Raw genomic sequence first — 15,037 nt, 5'->3', positions numbered from 1 at the left:
CGGACGGCGCGCGACCGCAGGATATAGCGGCGACAGCGCAACGTAGATCGGCGTGTCGTCTACTTCGGAGCGGTCATAGGCATAGCGAGCTGCAGCGTGTCGGTGGCCTCCCACAGCACGTCCGCGCGCATCGCCTGGCGATCCTTGTCGCCCCAGCGTTTCACCCCGGTGCCGGGGTTGGCGATGAACCCGTCCTGCTGGATGTTCGCATATGACAGGCCAACGGCAACGCGGTCACCCAGCGGCACATTCACCGCCGCCTTGATCCGGCGCATGTCGTAATTGCCGATGCTCAGCTGCCCCTTGAAGCCAAGTTCACCCAGTTCAGGCTTGCGGGTGATGAAATTGATCGCGCCGCCCGTGGCATTACGTCCGTATAGCGTGCCCTGCGGCCCGCGCAGCACTTCAACCCGTTCAAGATCCGCCACTTCCAGTGCAAGGCCCTGGCTGCGCGCGACATACACGCCGTCCATGTAGACGGCCACGCCGGCATCCTGCGTGATCTGGTCGTCGCTCAGGCCTACGCCCCGCATGAATACCTGCGTCGTGTTCGCGCTGTTCGGGTGCGGCGTCAGCTGCAGGTTGGGCACCTGCGAACGCAAATCCGTCAGGCCCGATACGCCTTTTGTTTCCAGATCCTTCGCGGTCAGCGCAACGATCGAAATCGGCGTATCCTGAAGCGATTCCTCGCGCTTCTGTGCGGTGACGACAATGTCCTCAAGGCCAGTCGATGCAGCGGCATCCTGCGCCATGGCCGGCGTGGCGGCGGCAGTCGCCAGCCATGTTGCCGTCAGTACGCGTACGAAACGACGTTTCATTCTCAATCCTCTCCCTGTGCGTGGGGCGCAAAGGGTGGCAACGAATCCACTTCTCTCTACGCCCAGGTAGATTTTTACCTACATGTCGGTAGATTTCAAGCCTGGTCACAGATATTCTTGTGCGCAGGCAGCGGTTGCGGCGTTGCCTGCGCTGGATGTGAGGCATAAGGCGTAGGGATGAGTGCTATCAGACCAGCCGTCCGGCAGGCCCGCGGGGATATCACCCGCCAATCGATTCTGGATGCAGCGGAGACGGTTTTCGCGGACCTCGGCTATGCCGGCGCGCGGCTGGAGGATGTCGCCCAGGCCGTTGGAATTCGCAGGCCTTCGATCGTCTATTATTTTCCAGGCAAGCAGGAACTGTACGACGCGGTGGAAAGCGATATTTTCGCCGCGATGCACGCGTTCGTGCTCGAACGGACCGCCGCTGCGACGGAACCGATGGACCGGCTTCTCGCCTTGCTGGATGGGTGGCTGGATTTCATGGTGCAACGCCCGGCCGCGGCTCGCATCATCCAGCGCCTGATTGCCGATGCCGGGCCGCGCGGCGATAACCCGACCCTGTTTTCCGAACTCGCGCTGCGCGATATGGAAATGATCATCGCCGATGGCGTGGATGCCGGCGTGTTTCGCCCTATCCCGCCAATGCTGCTTCTCAATGGCGTGGCAGGCGGCGCGCTGTTCTTCGTCTGCAACAGTCGCCAGCTCGGCGCGCACCGCAACTATGATGCGTCCGATCCGGCCGAAGTCGAACGGTTTCGGGCATTGCTCCACACGCTCGCCCGCGCGGCAGTGGCCGGCGACGCTCCATGATCGCCCGCTGATGCGCTATTTTCTCGACACCGAATTCAATGGCTTTGGCGGCGAACTGATCAGCATCGGGCTGGTGCCGGAGTTTGGCGATCAGGAATATTATGCGGTGGTGCCCTTTGCCGGCCCCCCTCACCCGTGGGTTGCCCGCAACGTGCTGCCTTATCTGGATAGCGTGCCGCAATCGCTCAACAACCGGATCGACGCCGTTACCGCCGCGCATGAAGTGGCGGCGTTCCTCGGCGGGGATCGGGATCCGGTGATCGTTGCGGATTGGCCCGAAGACATTGCCTTATTCTGTCGGCTGTTGCTGGTCGGCCCGGCCGACATCGTCGATGTTGGCAGCCTGCGTTTCGAATTTCGCCGCAGTCCGGGCTTCAGTACCGCGATGAACAGCCGGGTGCCGCACAACGCCCTGCATGACGCCCGTGCCCTGCGCGATTTCGTGCTGGACGCCGAAGACCGCTAGTCTGCACGACCGCCCAAAAAAGAAGGGCGCCCCGGCTTTCGCCGGGACGCCCCTTTTGTTCAGCTGTCGCGAGATCAGCCGTTCAGCGCGTCGCGCAGCGCCTTCGCGGGCTGGAAGCCGAGCTTCTTCGACGCTGCGATCTTCATCGTTTCGCCGGTGCGCGGGTTGCGACCTTCGCGCTCCGGACGAGCCTGGACCTTGAACTTGCCGAAGCCCGGAAGCGAGACTTCCTCGCCGGCCACGGCCGCATCGGTGATCGCCTGCAGAACCTGGTCGACAATCGCCTTTGCCTGCGCCTTGGTCAGGCCCTGGGTCTTGGCGATGCCGTCGGCGAGATCGGTGCTGTTCATGTTGTTCCTTTCTGCTGAATCCTCTCGCTCCGCTGCCCGAGTTTTCGAGTGATGTCATCCCCCCCATGCCGAATTTTCGCGGTTATGAGGGCGTTTTCCGTTGATTGGGGATAAGTTGGCTCTTTCAGCGGGGCATTTGGCCTCGCCAAGCGCCTTCATGCCGGCGCCGGATTGGGCTAGGTGGATGGATGTGAATCCCGATCGCAATCGCATCGGCCGGATCGTCCGACGCCTTTTCGCCTTGGCCCTGCTGATACCTGCAGCATGCGGCTCCCCCGCCCCCGATCGACCGGGGCAACGCGACAACCTTCTCGTCCGTCTCGCCGATGCCGAGGTAAAAAGCCTCGATCCACACAAGACATCGGAACTCGCCTCCACGCGTATCGCGGTGGATCTGTTCGAAGGGCTGACCCGGTTCAATGCGCATGGCGCGCCGGAACCGGGCCTTGCGAGCGGCTGGCATGTTTCAGCGGACGGGCGGACATGGCGCTTCCCTTTGCGGCCTGGCCTGCGCTTTTCGGATGGTACACCGATCAGCGCCTCAACCTTCGTCGACGTCCATCGCCGGCTCAACGCGCCGGGCACCGCAGCGCCCAGCGCGCCTCTGTTCGCCGCTATCGCCGATGTCAGCGCTGATGCAGGAACCGTCGTCGTCAAGCTGCGCCATCCGTTCGCGGCGCTCCCGGCCTTGCTGGCACACCCCGCCATGGCAGCGCTGCCAATCCATCGTATCGCGGCGCTCGGCGACGGGTGGACCGCCGAACGGCCGTTGGTCACATCCGGCGCCTATCGACTGGTCAACTGGACACTCAACGACGTCGCACGGATCGCGGTAAACCCCGCATGGCACGATGCGCCTCCACCGGTTCCCATTGTTGAATGGCGGCCGGTTCCCGATCGGTTGACGGCGTTGCGCATGTTTCGGGCCGGCACGGCGGACACGACCGCCGATCTCCCACCCACCCGGCTCGATTGGATCCGGCGTGAATTGCCGGGCGCGGCGCATGTCGCACCGTATGAAGGCAGCTATTATTTCGCGTTCAACACGCGCCGCCCGCCCTTCGATGACGCGCGTATTCGCCGCGCGTTGAGCCTGGCGGTCGATCGCGAATGGATTGCCGGGCCACTGATGGGCATTGGCAATCCGCCAGCCTGGGGCATCGTTCCCGATGGCACGAGCGGGCTCGCAGCATATCGCCCCGCATGGGCCGACTGGCCGAAGGCGCGGCGCACCGCAAAAGCGGCGGCGTTGCTGGCCGAAGCCGGCTATGGCCCCCATCGCCCGCTCGTCTTTGATATCCGTTTCAACAGCGATGCGGATCATCGCCGCGTCGCCATCGCCCTGGCCGCCATGTGGCGGCCGCTGGGCGTCGAGGTGCATTTGCTCAACAGTGAAGCCGCGCTGCATTTTGCAGCCATGCGGCGCGGCGATTTCATGCTCGCCCGTTCGGGCTGGATTGCCGATCTGTCCGCGCCGGAAAATTTTCTGGCGGTCCATCGATCGGATGCCGGGCCGATCAACTATTCGGGCTATGCCAATCCGCGCTACGATGCGGCATATGATCACGCCCTTGCCGAAGCCGATCCCAAACGCCGCGCCGCCGCAATGCGCATGGCCGAAACGATTCTGATGGACGATACCCCTGTGCTGCCGCTCTATTTCTATGTCAGCCGTGCGCTGGTCGCACCGCGTGTCACCGGCTGGCATGACAATCCCGCCAATATCCACCCCAGTCGCACCTTGGGGCTGAAATGATGAAGCGCCAGATCGCGATCGCCCTTTTTCTCGCCACTGCGGGCTGTTCCGGCTCAGGCGGCCATGACGGACCGTTGGATGTCAGCGTCATCGGCGATCCGCCTGCCATCGTGGATCCCAGCCAGAAGACGTTGCGCACCGGCGATGCCGCGCTGGTGGCCGCTACCGCGCAAGGCCTGATCCGGTTCGATGCCAGCGGCCAGATCGAACCCGGCGTTGCGATCCGCTGGGATGTATCGGACGATGGCCTTTATTATACGTTCCGCATCGATGGCGAGAGCGGCTTTGACGCTGCAGGCGTGGCCCGCAGGCTGCGCGAGATGATCGGGCGGACGAGCAACAATCCGCTGAAACCCATGCTCGGCGCGATCGATGAGATTATCGCCGTAACGCCGGAGGTGGTCGAAATCCGCCTGACCGCGCCCCGCCCGAACTTTCTGCAATTGCTCGCCCAGCCGGAAATGGCACTGATCAAATCACGCAGCACCGGTGGCAGCGGCCCGCTCAAAATCGACGGCCGTGGCCCCGGCTGGCTTCTGCTTGGCCCGCTCAGCATCGATAATGACGAAGAGCCGAACCCGGCTGATATTGCACGCCAGCAGGTGCGACTGCGCGGCGATCGTGCGGCGATGGCCGTTGTCCGCTTTCGCGAAGGTACGGCACAAGCTGTGCTTGGCGGCCGTTTCCAGGATCTCGCAATTGCCCGCGCCGCCCAGATGCCGGCCAATACCTTGCGGTTCGATCCGGTATCGGGGCTGTTTGGCCTGGCCGTAAGCGACACCAGCGGATTCCTGGGTAGTGCCGAAAACCGCCGCGCATTGTCGATGGCAATCGACCGCGACCGGCTGGTCGCCACCTTCGCCGTCAAGGGCTGGCGGCCGGCTGTTACCATCGCACCGGCGGGTATGGCCGATCTTCCTGCCCCCGCCACGCCGGATTGGGTAGATACGCCGCTACAACAAAGGCGGGCCATCGCGGTCAACGCCCTCGCCACCGGCGCGCCGCCCGCCCGCATCCGCGTCGCCATGCCCGAAGGGCCGGGCGCACGACTGCTTTTCGCCTTTCTGCGCAGCGGCTGGGCATCGATCGGGGTAGACGCCGTGGCCGTCGGCCCACGCGACAAAGCCGACCTGCGCTTGATCGATCAGGTCGCGCCAGCCGATACTGGTGCCTGGTATCTGCGCCAGTTCCAATGCAACCGCGCGCCCGTCTGTAGTGAAACCGTCGATGCCCTGCTCGAACAGGCGCGCACCGCGGCCACCCTTCCCGAACGCAATCTGGCGCTGGCCGAAGCCGATGCCCGGCTCGTCCAGATCACGCCCTTCATTCCGCTGGCAATGCCGCTGCGCTGGTCGCTGGTCACGTCGACCTTGAACAATTTCAAGGAAAACCCGCGGGGCGCGCATCCTTTGAACCATCTGCGGCGCGGGAAACGTTGACCGGGCCACCGGATGAAATTTCGCAAAGCCTTCCTATATCGCGGGGCCATGAGGAGATATTGATGGCCGTTTCGCCGCCCAATTTCGATGATCTTGCAGCGCTTGCCAGCGTGGACCGCGATCCCGCAGCCGTCCGTCGCCGGGTTGAAGCGATGGAAAAGCTGCTTGAACGCGCGTTCGTCGTGCCGGGCGTCAAACAGCCCGTGGGCCTTGATTTCATCGTCGGGCTGGTTCCCGTGCTGGGCGACGTGGTCACCGCTGTGATGGGCGCATGGATCGTGTGGGAGGCGCGCAACCTCGGCATGTCGAAATTCCAGCTTACCCGCATGGCAGCGAATGTCGGGATTGATTCAGTGCTGGGCGCGATTCCGCTGATCGGCGACGCGTTCGATTTCTTCTACCGTTCGAACAGCCGCAATCTGAAGATCATCCGCCGCCATCTGGACAAGCATCATCCCGGCACTGTCACGATCGATATGCCTAGCGCCCGCCCCGCCAGATCCTGACGGTCTCGTTCGCCCGCGCGCCCTGCGCCGATGCACGGCAGCGCTGCGGCTTGAGCGCCGTATTGAGGCACAATCGCACTTCTTCCAGCCAGCCGCGCCGGTTGGTGACGATCTTGAACGCCGCCGGGTCCATCCCGCCATTGGCCGCTGCCAGCGCTTCGGCCAATTTGCGTGCGCTCAGCGTCGGCTGGCGCGACAGCGCGTTCATATCCGGATAACGCAGCCGCCCGTAAAGACCTGTAGATAAACGAAAATATTCATCCGGCGCAAGGTTCATGCAGGTCCCGTGCTTAGCATATTCATGCTGCTGCAACTGCACCGATGGCATGGCGCACAGATTGGCCCGGACCACCTTGTCCGGCAACAGCGCCGCCGGCCGGCAATATTGCGGCCATTGCTGGCCCCGCCCATCCGGCCACAGGCCATGCAATGTGAAACCGAAACGCTGCGCGCCCCCGCCACACTGAAAGCGATCGGCATTGCTGTTCTGCCGCGTGCGGCAATATTCGGGCGACCAGCTTAGCGCCAGCGTATAGCCGCCGATCGGCACGTCGCGCTTCTCGCCCGCGTCGGGCCGGTCCAGAACCGGGCGCGGCAGCACCGCCGGCACGCGGCAGTCGCGCGCCTGCGCCAACGCCGCGACCGGAAACACCAGCAGCGCGGCAGCGGCGATCGGCTTGATCATGTTCATCGACTGGCATCCCCCGGAATTCGGGCGGCACCATAGACGGCCGCCCCCCCGCCGCAAGTGCCTCAGGCGCTAGCCAAATCCAGACCAATATCGGCTGCGGGGGCCGATTGGGTCAGCCGGCCGACCGAAATATAGGTAACACCGGTTTCCGCGATCGCGCGGATCGTGTCGAGCCGCACCCCGCCCGATGCCTCGGTCGGCACCCGGCCGCCGACCAGCGTGACGGCCCCGCGCAATGTCGACGGGTCCATATTGTCGAGCAGCAGGTGCGTCGCGCCGGCCGCCAGCGCCGGTTCGATCTGATCGATCCGATCAACTTCGACGATGATCGACGCGATCCCGGCCGCCTTGGCGCGCAGCACGGCCGGCCCCACGCCGCCGGCGACCGCGACATGATTGTCCTTGATCATGGCTGCGTCCCACAGGCCCATGCGATGATTGGTAGCCCCACCCATGCGCGTCGCATATTTTTCCAGCACGCGCAGGCCAGGGATCGTCTTGCGCGTATCCAGCAAGGTCGCCCCCGTTCCGGCAATCTTGTCGACATAGCCGCGCGCCATCGTCGCGATCCCCGACAGGTGCTGAACGGTGTTGAGCGCCGAACGCTCCGCCGTCAGCAGCGCCCGCGCGCGGCCGCGCAGCCGCATCAGATCGGTACCCGGCGCTACCTGCGCACCTTCCTCCACCAGCGTTTCGATCTCGACATCCGGGTCGAGCGCGCGAAAAAAGGCTTCGGCCAGCGGCAGGCCGGCAACGGTGATCGCATCGCGGCTGTCCATCACGCCGGCAAACATCGCATCCTCGGGGATGACGGCGGCGGACGTGATATCCCCGCCCTCACCCAGATCCTCGGCAAGCGTGGAACGGACGAAGGCATCAAGATCGAAATTCGGAAGGGTGAAGGGCATAAGTCCGTCCATCATGCTGAATCTGTTCCAGCATCCACGTTTCGCCCGCACGAGCGGTGATTGTGGTGCAGTCGCCCCGAAGCCGGTTCGGGGCGACGTTTACTCAAGCCCCGGTCAGCCGCAGGCCCAGATCACCCAGCCCCACCGTGCCGCTCGCCATCGCCAGCATCCGATCGAGCGGGCGCTTGGCCGCAAGGCGCGTCGCTTCGTCCAGTTCGATCCGCGGTTCCATGTCGCGCAGCGCGATGTACAGCTTTTCCATCGTGTTGAGCGCCATATACGGGCACATATTGCAGTTGCAGTTCCCGTCCGCGCCCGGCGCGCCGATGAACTGCTTGTGCGGTGCCGCTTTTTGCATCTGGTGGATGATGTGCGGTTCGGTGGCGACGATAATCGTCTGCGCCGGCGACGACAGCGCAAATTCCAGAATAGCGCGGGTCGATCCCACCTGATCGGCATGATCAAGGATATAGGCCGGGCATTCAGGATGCGCGGCAACCGGCGCGTCCGGATATTGCGCCTTCAGCTTCAGCAGTTCGGTTTCGCTGAACGCTTCGTGGACGATGCAGGCACCCGGCCACAACAGCATGTCGCGCCCGGTCTTGCGGTTGAAATAAGCGCCCAGATTCTTGTCCGGCGCGAAAATGATCTTCTGGTCCATCGGCAGCTGGCTCAGGATCTTTTCCGCCGAAGACGACGTGACGATGATGTCCGAATGCGCCTTCACCGCCGCCGAACAATTGATGTAGGTCAGCGCAATATGATCCGGGTGCGCCGCGCGGAACTTGGCGAACTGATCGGGCGGGCAGCTATCCTCCAGCGAACAGCCGGCGTCCATGTCGGGCAGGATCACCGTTTTTTCGGGGCTGAGGATCTTGGCGACCTCGGCCATGAAGCGCACGCCGCAAAATGCGATCACGTCGGCGTTCGTGTCCGCGGCCTTGCGCGACAGATCGAGGCTGTCGCCCACGAAATCGGCCAGATCCTGAATATCGGGGGTCTGATAATAATGCGCCAGGATGACGGCATTGCGTTCCTTGCGCAGCCGTTCGACTTCGGCGCGCAGGTCCAACCCGGCGAGGCTTTGGGTGGGGGCGTTCATCTGGCTCAACTCTCTCCTTCGAATCGCGCAGTCACTTTCGCGTCGATTCCCGCCGCACGCAGCGGCATCACGAAACTTCTTTCTATCGCATTGCGCGCCGCGTCACGCGCCAATTTCATCGGCAGTGGCTCGCGCGCCTGTCGCAGCAGTTCGGCCTGTCCGGCATTGCGATTGGCCGTGTCCAGTTCTGCCTCGGTATTGGTCAGCGCCATCAGCACGCCGCCCTCTCCATATTCGCGGATATTTTTGAGATCGACTTCCGGTCCCGCGATCTGCACCGCTGGCAAGGTGATCGCCAGCGTATTGGTGGCCGCGTTCCAGTTCAGATCATCCTGCTGCAACGCCGCCAGATCGATTTCGTAACGCACCATCCCCGGCATGATCAGCGTCTTTTTCGCGCTGAAGCCGAAGCGGGACTGGGTGGACGTCACCACCGCCACGAAACGGGCGGCAAAGGGCACCAGCCGGTTCTGTTCGCGCACGGCCTGCAGGCTGGCGGCGGCGATCGTCACCGGATCAGCCGGTTTGGTCATCCAGCGCGCGCCATACCAAAGCCCGCCGATGATCGCGGCGGCCAGCAAGGCAACCGACACCAATATGATCAGAAGCCGCCTGATCATGCCGCGCGCGCCCATGTCTCACCGGCCCGCACCACCTGCCCGCGCCGTTCCAGATCGATCAGATGCGCCAGCACCGATCGGCCGGCAGCCGGAATCAGATTGGGATCAAGCCCGACATACATCTTCGCCACCATCGCCGGGATCGGCTTGTCGCCATCGCCCAACAGGCGAAGTATCTGCCCCTCGCGCTGGCGGCGATGCCCCATCAGGCTGCGCACGAAACGCTGCGGCCGTTCAACCGGGTCGCCATGCGCCGGATAATAGATCGCGTCGGCACGCCCCATCAGCTTGTCCAGGCTCGCCATGTAATCGGCCATATCCCCATCGGGGGGAGAGATCACGGTGGTCGACCAGCCCATCACATGATCGCCGGTGAACAGGGCATCGGCCTCCGGCAGGGCCAGGCACAGATGGTTGGACGTATGCCCCGGCGTTTCGACACCGGTCAGCGTCCAGCCCGCCGCCGACACCGCCTCGCCATCGCGCAACACGCGGTCGGGGGCATAGGTCCGGTCGAACGCGGCATCCGAACGCGGCCCGCTGTCATCCAGCACCAGCGGCGCGCAGCCGACGATTTCCGCGCCCGTCGCGGCTTTCAGCGGCGCGGCCGCCGGGCTGTGATCATTATGGGTGTGCGTACACAGGATATACCGGATCACCTCGCCCTGCGTCGCCGCCAGGATCGACGCGACATGCGCGTCAAGGTGCGGCCCCGGATCGATCACCGCCACCTCGCCATGGCCAACGATATAGGTTTGCGTGCCATGGAGGGTGAAATGGGACGGATTGGGCGCGAGCACCCGGCGCACCAGGGGATGCAGGCATTGCGCAACGCCGGAAATCTGATCGTCCATGTTCGCCATGTGGCATTGGCTGCCCTGAATTTGAAGGGCGATCATGCATCTGTCGGGCAATCTTACAAATCACCTCATGCTTTAGCAGGCATCAACCATCGTCTTACCCGGAAAAGTGGGCCGGCGGCCTTCTGGCACGCAATCTGCTTATTTATCAGCGTTCCAATTGTTCCCGTTCTGAAAGCGGCGGGGCAGGCGCTGTTCCGGTCTCGCGCTGCCCCGCCCTTTCACCCCACCCCATGAAAATCGACGATCCAGAAGTCGACAGGCCAGAAGTCATCAGGCCAGAAGTCATCAGGCCAGAAGTCGTCAGGCCAGTCATCGTCAGCGGCTTGCCCGCACGCAAAAACAGCGCCCGCGCGGTTTCCCGGCGAACGCTGTTTTTTTCATCGGATCATCAATCCGCGCCCGATCGCGCGGGCCGCCAAAGCGTCAGGCCGCGCGGGCGACGCCCTTTTCGGCCATCAGTTCGGACAGCTCACCGGCCTCGTACATCTCCATCATGATGTCCGATCCGCCGATGAATTCCCCCTTCACATAAAGCTGCGGGATCGTCGGCCAGTCCGAAAATTCCTTGATGCCCTGGCGGATGCCCTGATCCTGAAGCACGTCGACCGTGGCATATTCCACACCGAGATGATCGAGGATCGCAATCGCCCGGCTGGAAAAGCCGCACTGCGGGAAGAGCGGCGAACCCTTCATGAACAACAATACGTCGGCGGATTTGACAGCCTCGGCAATGCGGGCCTGGACGTCGTCGCTCATCTTACGCTCCTTGCTCGGGGGCAGCAGTGGTGAGCTGAAGCGCATGCAGCACCCCGCCCATCCGGCCGCCCAGCGCGTCATAGACGCGCTGATGCTGGCGCACGCGGGGCAGTCCGCGAAAACTCTCGCTCACCACCCGCGCGGCATAATGGTCGCCGTCGCCGGCCAGATCGGTAATCTCGACCAGCGCATCCGGGATTGCTGCCCGGATCAGCGTCTCGATCTCGTCGGCCGCCATCGGCATGATGTTATTTCGCTTCCATCAGCTGGCGGCGCGCTTCGACCGTCTTGGCTTCCAGCGCCGTGCGGATCACCGCTTCGTCCGTGTCCACGCCCGCCGAAACCAGATCGCCCAGCAGCTTGCGGATCACGTCTTCGTCACCGGCTTCTTCGAAATCGGCCTGAACGACCGCCTTGGCATAGGCGTCGGTTTCCTCAGGCGTCAGGCCCATCTGTTCGGCGGCCCATGCGCCGATCAGGCGGTTGCGCCGCGCGGTCACGCGGAACGCCATTTCCTGGTCATGGGCGAACTTGGTTTCAAAGCCCCGTTCGCGATCATCAAAAGTCGTCATGCCCCGTCCCTTGGCTGGCGTTGTTGCTTAATGCAGATAGGCAGGCCTTGCCGCCCACGCAACGGCGGGCGGCATGGCAATCGTGAAATCAGCCGTCGAGCGCCGCTTTCAGGCGTTCGTTGACCACGCCCGGATTGCCCTTGCCGGCCATCGCCTTCATCGTCTGGCCGACGAAGAAGCCGAACAATTTGTCCTTGCCGCCGCGATAATCGGCAACCTTGTCGGCATTGGCCGCCAGCACGTCGGCGATCACCGCGTCGATCGCGCCGGTATCGCTGGTCTGGCGCATGCCGCGCTCGTCGACGATCTTGGCCGGATCATCGCCGGTTTCCAGCATGATTTCGAACACCTGCTTGGCGAGGCTGCCCGACAAGGTGCCGTCAGCGACAAGACCCAGCAACTGCCCGCCCTGCGCCGGCGAAACCGGGCTGTTGGCGATATCGCGGCCGAGCCGGTTGAGTGCGCCGAACAGATCGGAAATCAGCCAGTTGGACGCAGCCTTTGCCACATCGGCTTCCGGCTTGCCCTGCGCCTTGGCGGCTTCGGCCAGCAACGCTTCGAACCAGCGCGCCGTTTCGACATCCGCCGTCAGCACGCCGGCGGCATAAGGCGTCAGCCCCAGCGGCCCTTCATAGCGCGCGCGCTTGGCATCGGGCAGTTCGGGCAGGCTGGCTTCGCATTCCGCGAGGAACGCATCGTCCAGTTCCAGCGGCAGCAGATCGGGATCGGGGAAATAGCGATAATCATGCGCATCTTCCTTCGACCGCATCGACCGGGTTTCGGTCTTGTCCGGGTCGAACAGCCGCGTTTCCTGGACGATCTTGCCGCCGCTTTCGATCACGTCGACCTGGCGGTTCGCTTCATATTCGATCGCAGCCATGACGAAGCGCACCGAATTGACGTTCTTCGTCTCGGTGCGCGTGCCCAGTTCATCCCCCACCTTGCGGACGGAGACGTTGACGTCGGCGCGCATCGATCCTTCTTCCATATTGCCGTCGCACGAACCGACATAGCGCAGAATGGACCTGAGCTTGCGCAGATAAGCCCCTGCTTCCGCAGGCGAACGCATATCCGGCCGCGACACGATTTCCATCAGGGCGACGCCCGAACGGTTGAGATCGACATAGGACCGCGTCGGATGCTGATCGTGAATCAGCTTGCCGGCATCCTGTTCGACGTGGATGCGTTCGATGCCCACCGTCTTGGACACGCCATCTTCCGGCTCGATCTGGATCGAACCTTCGCCAACAAGCGGATGATAAAGCTGGCTTATCTGGTAACCCTGCGGCAGATCGGCGTAGAAATAATTCTTGCGATCGAACCGCGACCAGCGGTGGATTTCAGCCCCGATCGCCATGCCGGTGCGCACCGCCTGGCGGATGCACTCCTTGTTCGGCACGGGCAGCATTCCCGGCATCGCCGCGTCGACCAGCGACACATTCGCATTCGGCTCCGCGCCGAACTTGGTCGATGCGCCCGAGAACAGCTTGGCTTCGGTCGTGATCTGGGCGTGAACCTCAAGGCCGATCACGACCTCCCACTCGCCCGTCGCGCCCTGGATACGGTAACTGCTCATCTTACCACCACTTTCCTGCGCGCGCCGTGAAGCCTGCCCGTTCCTCGATCGCGAGGCCGGCGTTCAGCACGCCCTGTTCGTCGAGCGGCTTGCCGATGATCTGCAAGCCCAGCGGCAGCCCCTGCGCGTCCAGCCCGGCGGGCACCGACATGGCCGGCAGCCCGGCCAGCGAAGCCGGCACGGTGAACACGTCGTTCAAATACATCGACAGCGGATCGGCCGATTTTTCGCCCAGCCCAAAGGCAGCCGATGGCGCGGTCGGCGTCAGCAGCACATCGCACTGCTCGAAGGCGCGTTCGAAATCGCGGGCGATCAGCGCCCGCACCTTCTGCGCCTTGGTGTAGTAGGCGTCGTAGAAGCCTGCCGACAATACATAGGTGCCGATCAGGATACGGCGCTTCACTTCGGGGCCGAAACCGGCGGCGCGGGTGGCAGCGTACATGTCCTGCAGATTGGCATGATCCGGCAGCACGCGCTGGCCGTAGCGCACGCCATCATAACGCGCGAGGTTGGACGACGCTTCGGCAGGCGCGATGATGTAATAGGTCGGCAGGGCATATTGGGTGTGCGGCAGCGAAACCTCGACGATCTCGGCGCCCGCATCCTTTGCCCACGCGATGCCCTGGCTCCACAGCGCTTCGATCTCGGCGGGCATGCCATCGACCCGATATTCCTTGGGAATACCGATCCGCTTGCCCTTGAGATCGCTAGACAATCCGGCTTCCCACTGCGGCACGGCCAGATCAAGCGAGGTGGAATCCTTCGGATCGAACCCGGCCATATTTTCCAGCAGGATCGCGCAGTCGCGCACGTCGCGCGCCATTGGCCCCGCCTGATCGAGCGACGACGCGAACGCCACGACGCCCCAGCGCGAACAGCGCCCATAGGTGGGCTTGATCCCCGAAATGCCGGTGAAGGCGGCCGGCTGGCGGATCGATCCGCCGGTATCCGTGCCCGTTGCCCCCGGCACCATGCGCGCCGCGATCGCCGCCGACGAGCCGCCCGATGAGCCGCCCGGCGCCAGCGGCGCGGTGCCGCCATCGTTGCGCCGCCACGGGCTGATCACATTGCCGAACGCCGATGTTTCGTTGGACGAACCCATCGCGAACTGATCGAGGTTGAGCTTGCCCAGCATCCCCGCGCCAGCCCCGAACAGCTTGGCGGTGATCGTCGATTCATAGGTCGGCACGAAGCCTTCCAAGATGTGGCTGGCCGCCGTCGTCTGGTATCCGGCGGTGCAGAACAGATCCTTGATGCCCAGTGGCACACCCGAAAGCGCGCGTAATTCACCGCTCGCGCGGCCGCGATCGGCTTCGTCGGCGGCGGCAACGGCATGTTCCGGCGTTTCGATGAGGAATGCGTTCAGCGCCTTGCCGCCGGCGACGGCGCCATTGAAGGCGTCGGCCACTTCGCGCGCGGAAAAATCGCCTTTGCGGAAACCATCGCGGATGCCCGCGATCGTCAGATCGGTCAGACTGGTCACTATTCGATCACCTTGGGAACCGCGAAGAAGCCATGTTCGGCCTGCGGGGCGTTCTTCAGCACCTGATCGCGGACATTGCCGTCGGTAACGGCGTCGTCGCGCAGGCGCAGATGGTTGGGGATGACGGCGGCGAGCGGGGCGATACCGTCGGTATCGACTTCGCCCAGCTGCTCGATCCAGCCGAGAATGTTGTTGAGTTCGGGCACCATCGCGTCCGCCTCGGCATCGGATACGGCTATCCGGGCGAGGCTCGCGATCTTGCGGACGGTTGTGGCATCGACAGACATGGGTCGCGGCTAGCAGCCGCGCCGTGCCGCA

18 protein-coding genes are annotated in these 15,037 nt (G+C 63.9%); 5 read left to right on the top strand and 13 right to left on the bottom strand.

Annotated elements, in window-relative coordinates:
- Positions 1–59: 59 nt before the first annotated feature.
- The gene (locus KC8_RS20175; RefSeq protein ID WP_232455592.1) at positions 60–818 is read right to left on the bottom strand and encodes a TonB-dependent receptor; all 759 of its coding nucleotides are present in this window, start codon (positions 816–818) and stop codon (positions 60–62) included.
- 177 nt (positions 819–995) lie between these two features.
- Here KC8_RS20175 and KC8_RS00200 point away from each other — a divergent pair, with 177 nt between their 5' ends.
- Together KC8_RS00200 and KC8_RS00195 are read left to right on the top strand one after the other, a co-directional pair.
- Positions 996–1,631 (top strand): TetR/AcrR family transcriptional regulator, encoded by a 636-nt coding sequence (locus KC8_RS00200; RefSeq protein ID WP_010125207.1) that lies wholly within the window; start codon positions 996–998, stop codon positions 1,629–1,631.
- A gap of 10 nt (positions 1,632–1,641) precedes the next feature.
- The gene (locus KC8_RS00195; protein WP_010125206.1) at positions 1,642–2,097 is read left to right on the top strand and encodes a 3'-5' exoribonuclease; all 456 of its coding nucleotides are present in this window, start codon (positions 1,642–1,644) and stop codon (positions 2,095–2,097) included.
- 74 nt (positions 2,098–2,171) lie between these two features.
- Here the strand turns inward: KC8_RS00195 and KC8_RS00190 are convergent, their stop codons facing one another.
- Positions 2,172–2,447 carry an HU family DNA-binding protein gene (locus tag KC8_RS00190; protein ID WP_010125204.1) on the bottom strand — a complete coding sequence of 92 codons (276 nt, stop codon included), beginning with the start codon at positions 2,445–2,447 and terminating at the stop codon, positions 2,172–2,174.
- A gap of 184 nt (positions 2,448–2,631) precedes the next feature.
- On the opposite strand from KC8_RS00190, the gene KC8_RS00185 reads away from it, so the two are divergent.
- The 3 genes from KC8_RS00185 to KC8_RS00175 all read left to right on the top strand — a co-directional run bounded on the left by KC8_RS00185 (position 2,632) and on the right by KC8_RS00175 (position 6,148).
- Entirely contained in the window at positions 2,632–4,203 is a 1,572-nt protein-coding gene (locus KC8_RS00185) for a peptide ABC transporter substrate-binding protein (protein WP_010125202.1), read from the top strand.
- Complete coding sequence (locus KC8_RS00180) at positions 4,203–5,642, top strand: ABC transporter substrate-binding protein (RefSeq protein WP_037495957.1); 1,440 nt, start codon at positions 4,203–4,205, stop codon at positions 5,640–5,642. Before KC8_RS00185 ends, KC8_RS00180 begins: the two co-directional genes overlap by 1 nt.
- Before the next feature lie 62 nt (positions 5,643–5,704).
- Complete coding sequence (locus tag KC8_RS00175) at positions 5,705–6,148, top strand: DUF4112 domain-containing protein (RefSeq protein ID WP_010125199.1); 444 nt, start codon at positions 5,705–5,707, stop codon at positions 6,146–6,148.
- On the opposite strand, the gene KC8_RS00170 is transcribed toward KC8_RS00175, so the two are convergent.
- The 11 genes from KC8_RS00170 to gatC all read right to left on the bottom strand — a co-directional run bounded on the left by KC8_RS00170 (position 6,123) and on the right by gatC (position 15,006).
- Positions 6,123–6,839, bottom strand: coding sequence for a ribonuclease T2 family protein (locus KC8_RS00170; protein WP_010125198.1), 717 nt, complete (start codon positions 6,837–6,839; stop codon positions 6,123–6,125). The genes KC8_RS00175 and KC8_RS00170 overlap by 26 nt on opposite strands.
- A 62-nt stretch (positions 6,840–6,901) precedes the next feature.
- Entirely contained in the window at positions 6,902–7,747 is an 846-nt protein-coding gene (nadC, locus tag KC8_RS00165) for a carboxylating nicotinate-nucleotide diphosphorylase (protein ID WP_010125197.1), read from the bottom strand.
- Positions 7,748–7,850: 103 nt separating this feature from the next.
- A complete protein-coding gene (gene nadA, locus KC8_RS00160) occupies positions 7,851–8,849 on the bottom strand; it encodes a quinolinate synthase NadA (protein ID WP_010125196.1) in 999 nt (332 codons plus the stop codon).
- Between the two features lie 5 nt (positions 8,850–8,854).
- Complete coding sequence (locus KC8_RS00155; RefSeq protein WP_037495988.1) at positions 8,855–9,469, bottom strand: DUF4230 domain-containing protein; 615 nt, start codon at positions 9,467–9,469, stop codon at positions 8,855–8,857.
- Positions 9,466–10,368 carry an MBL fold metallo-hydrolase gene (locus KC8_RS00150; protein WP_010125193.1) on the bottom strand — a complete coding sequence of 301 codons (903 nt, stop codon included), beginning with the start codon at positions 10,366–10,368 and terminating at the stop codon, positions 9,466–9,468. The genes KC8_RS00155 and KC8_RS00150 overlap by 4 nt, the downstream gene beginning before the upstream one ends.
- Positions 10,369–10,755: 387 nt before the next feature.
- On the bottom strand, positions 10,756–11,088 hold the full coding sequence (gene grxD / locus KC8_RS00145) for a Grx4 family monothiol glutaredoxin (protein WP_010125192.1): 333 nt from the start codon (positions 11,086–11,088) through the stop codon (positions 10,756–10,758).
- Between the two features lies 1 nt (position 11,089).
- Positions 11,090–11,332: a BolA family protein gene (locus KC8_RS00140; RefSeq protein ID WP_010125191.1), complete on the bottom strand. Its 243-nt coding sequence runs from the start codon at positions 11,330–11,332 to the stop codon at positions 11,090–11,092.
- A 4-nt stretch (positions 11,333–11,336) separates the two neighbouring features.
- The gene (locus KC8_RS00135; protein ID WP_010125190.1) at positions 11,337–11,660 is read right to left on the bottom strand and encodes a DUF1476 domain-containing protein; all 324 of its coding nucleotides are present in this window, start codon (positions 11,658–11,660) and stop codon (positions 11,337–11,339) included.
- 88 nt (positions 11,661–11,748) lie between these two features.
- A complete protein-coding gene (gatB, locus tag KC8_RS00130; RefSeq protein WP_010125189.1) occupies positions 11,749–13,236 on the bottom strand; it encodes an Asp-tRNA(Asn)/Glu-tRNA(Gln) amidotransferase subunit GatB in 1,488 nt (495 codons plus the stop codon).
- Between the two features lies 1 nt (position 13,237).
- On the bottom strand, positions 13,238–14,719 hold the full coding sequence (gene gatA, locus KC8_RS00125; protein ID WP_010125188.1) for an Asp-tRNA(Asn)/Glu-tRNA(Gln) amidotransferase subunit GatA: 1,482 nt from the start codon (positions 14,717–14,719) through the stop codon (positions 13,238–13,240).
- Positions 14,719–15,006, bottom strand: a complete 288-nt coding sequence (gene gatC / locus KC8_RS00120; RefSeq protein ID WP_010125186.1) for an Asp-tRNA(Asn)/Glu-tRNA(Gln) amidotransferase subunit GatC — start codon at positions 15,004–15,006, stop codon at positions 14,719–14,721. The genes gatA and gatC overlap by 1 nt, the downstream gene beginning before the upstream one ends.
- Positions 15,007–15,037: the final 31 nt, after the last annotated feature.

The organism is Sphingomonas sp. KC8 (assembly GCF_002151445.1).
Taxonomy (GTDB): domain Bacteria; phylum Pseudomonadota; class Alphaproteobacteria; order Sphingomonadales; family Sphingomonadaceae; genus Sphingomonas_E.
The sequence above is the reverse complement of the archived record's forward strand: the minus strand, read 5'-3'. Positions and strand labels throughout refer to the sequence as shown.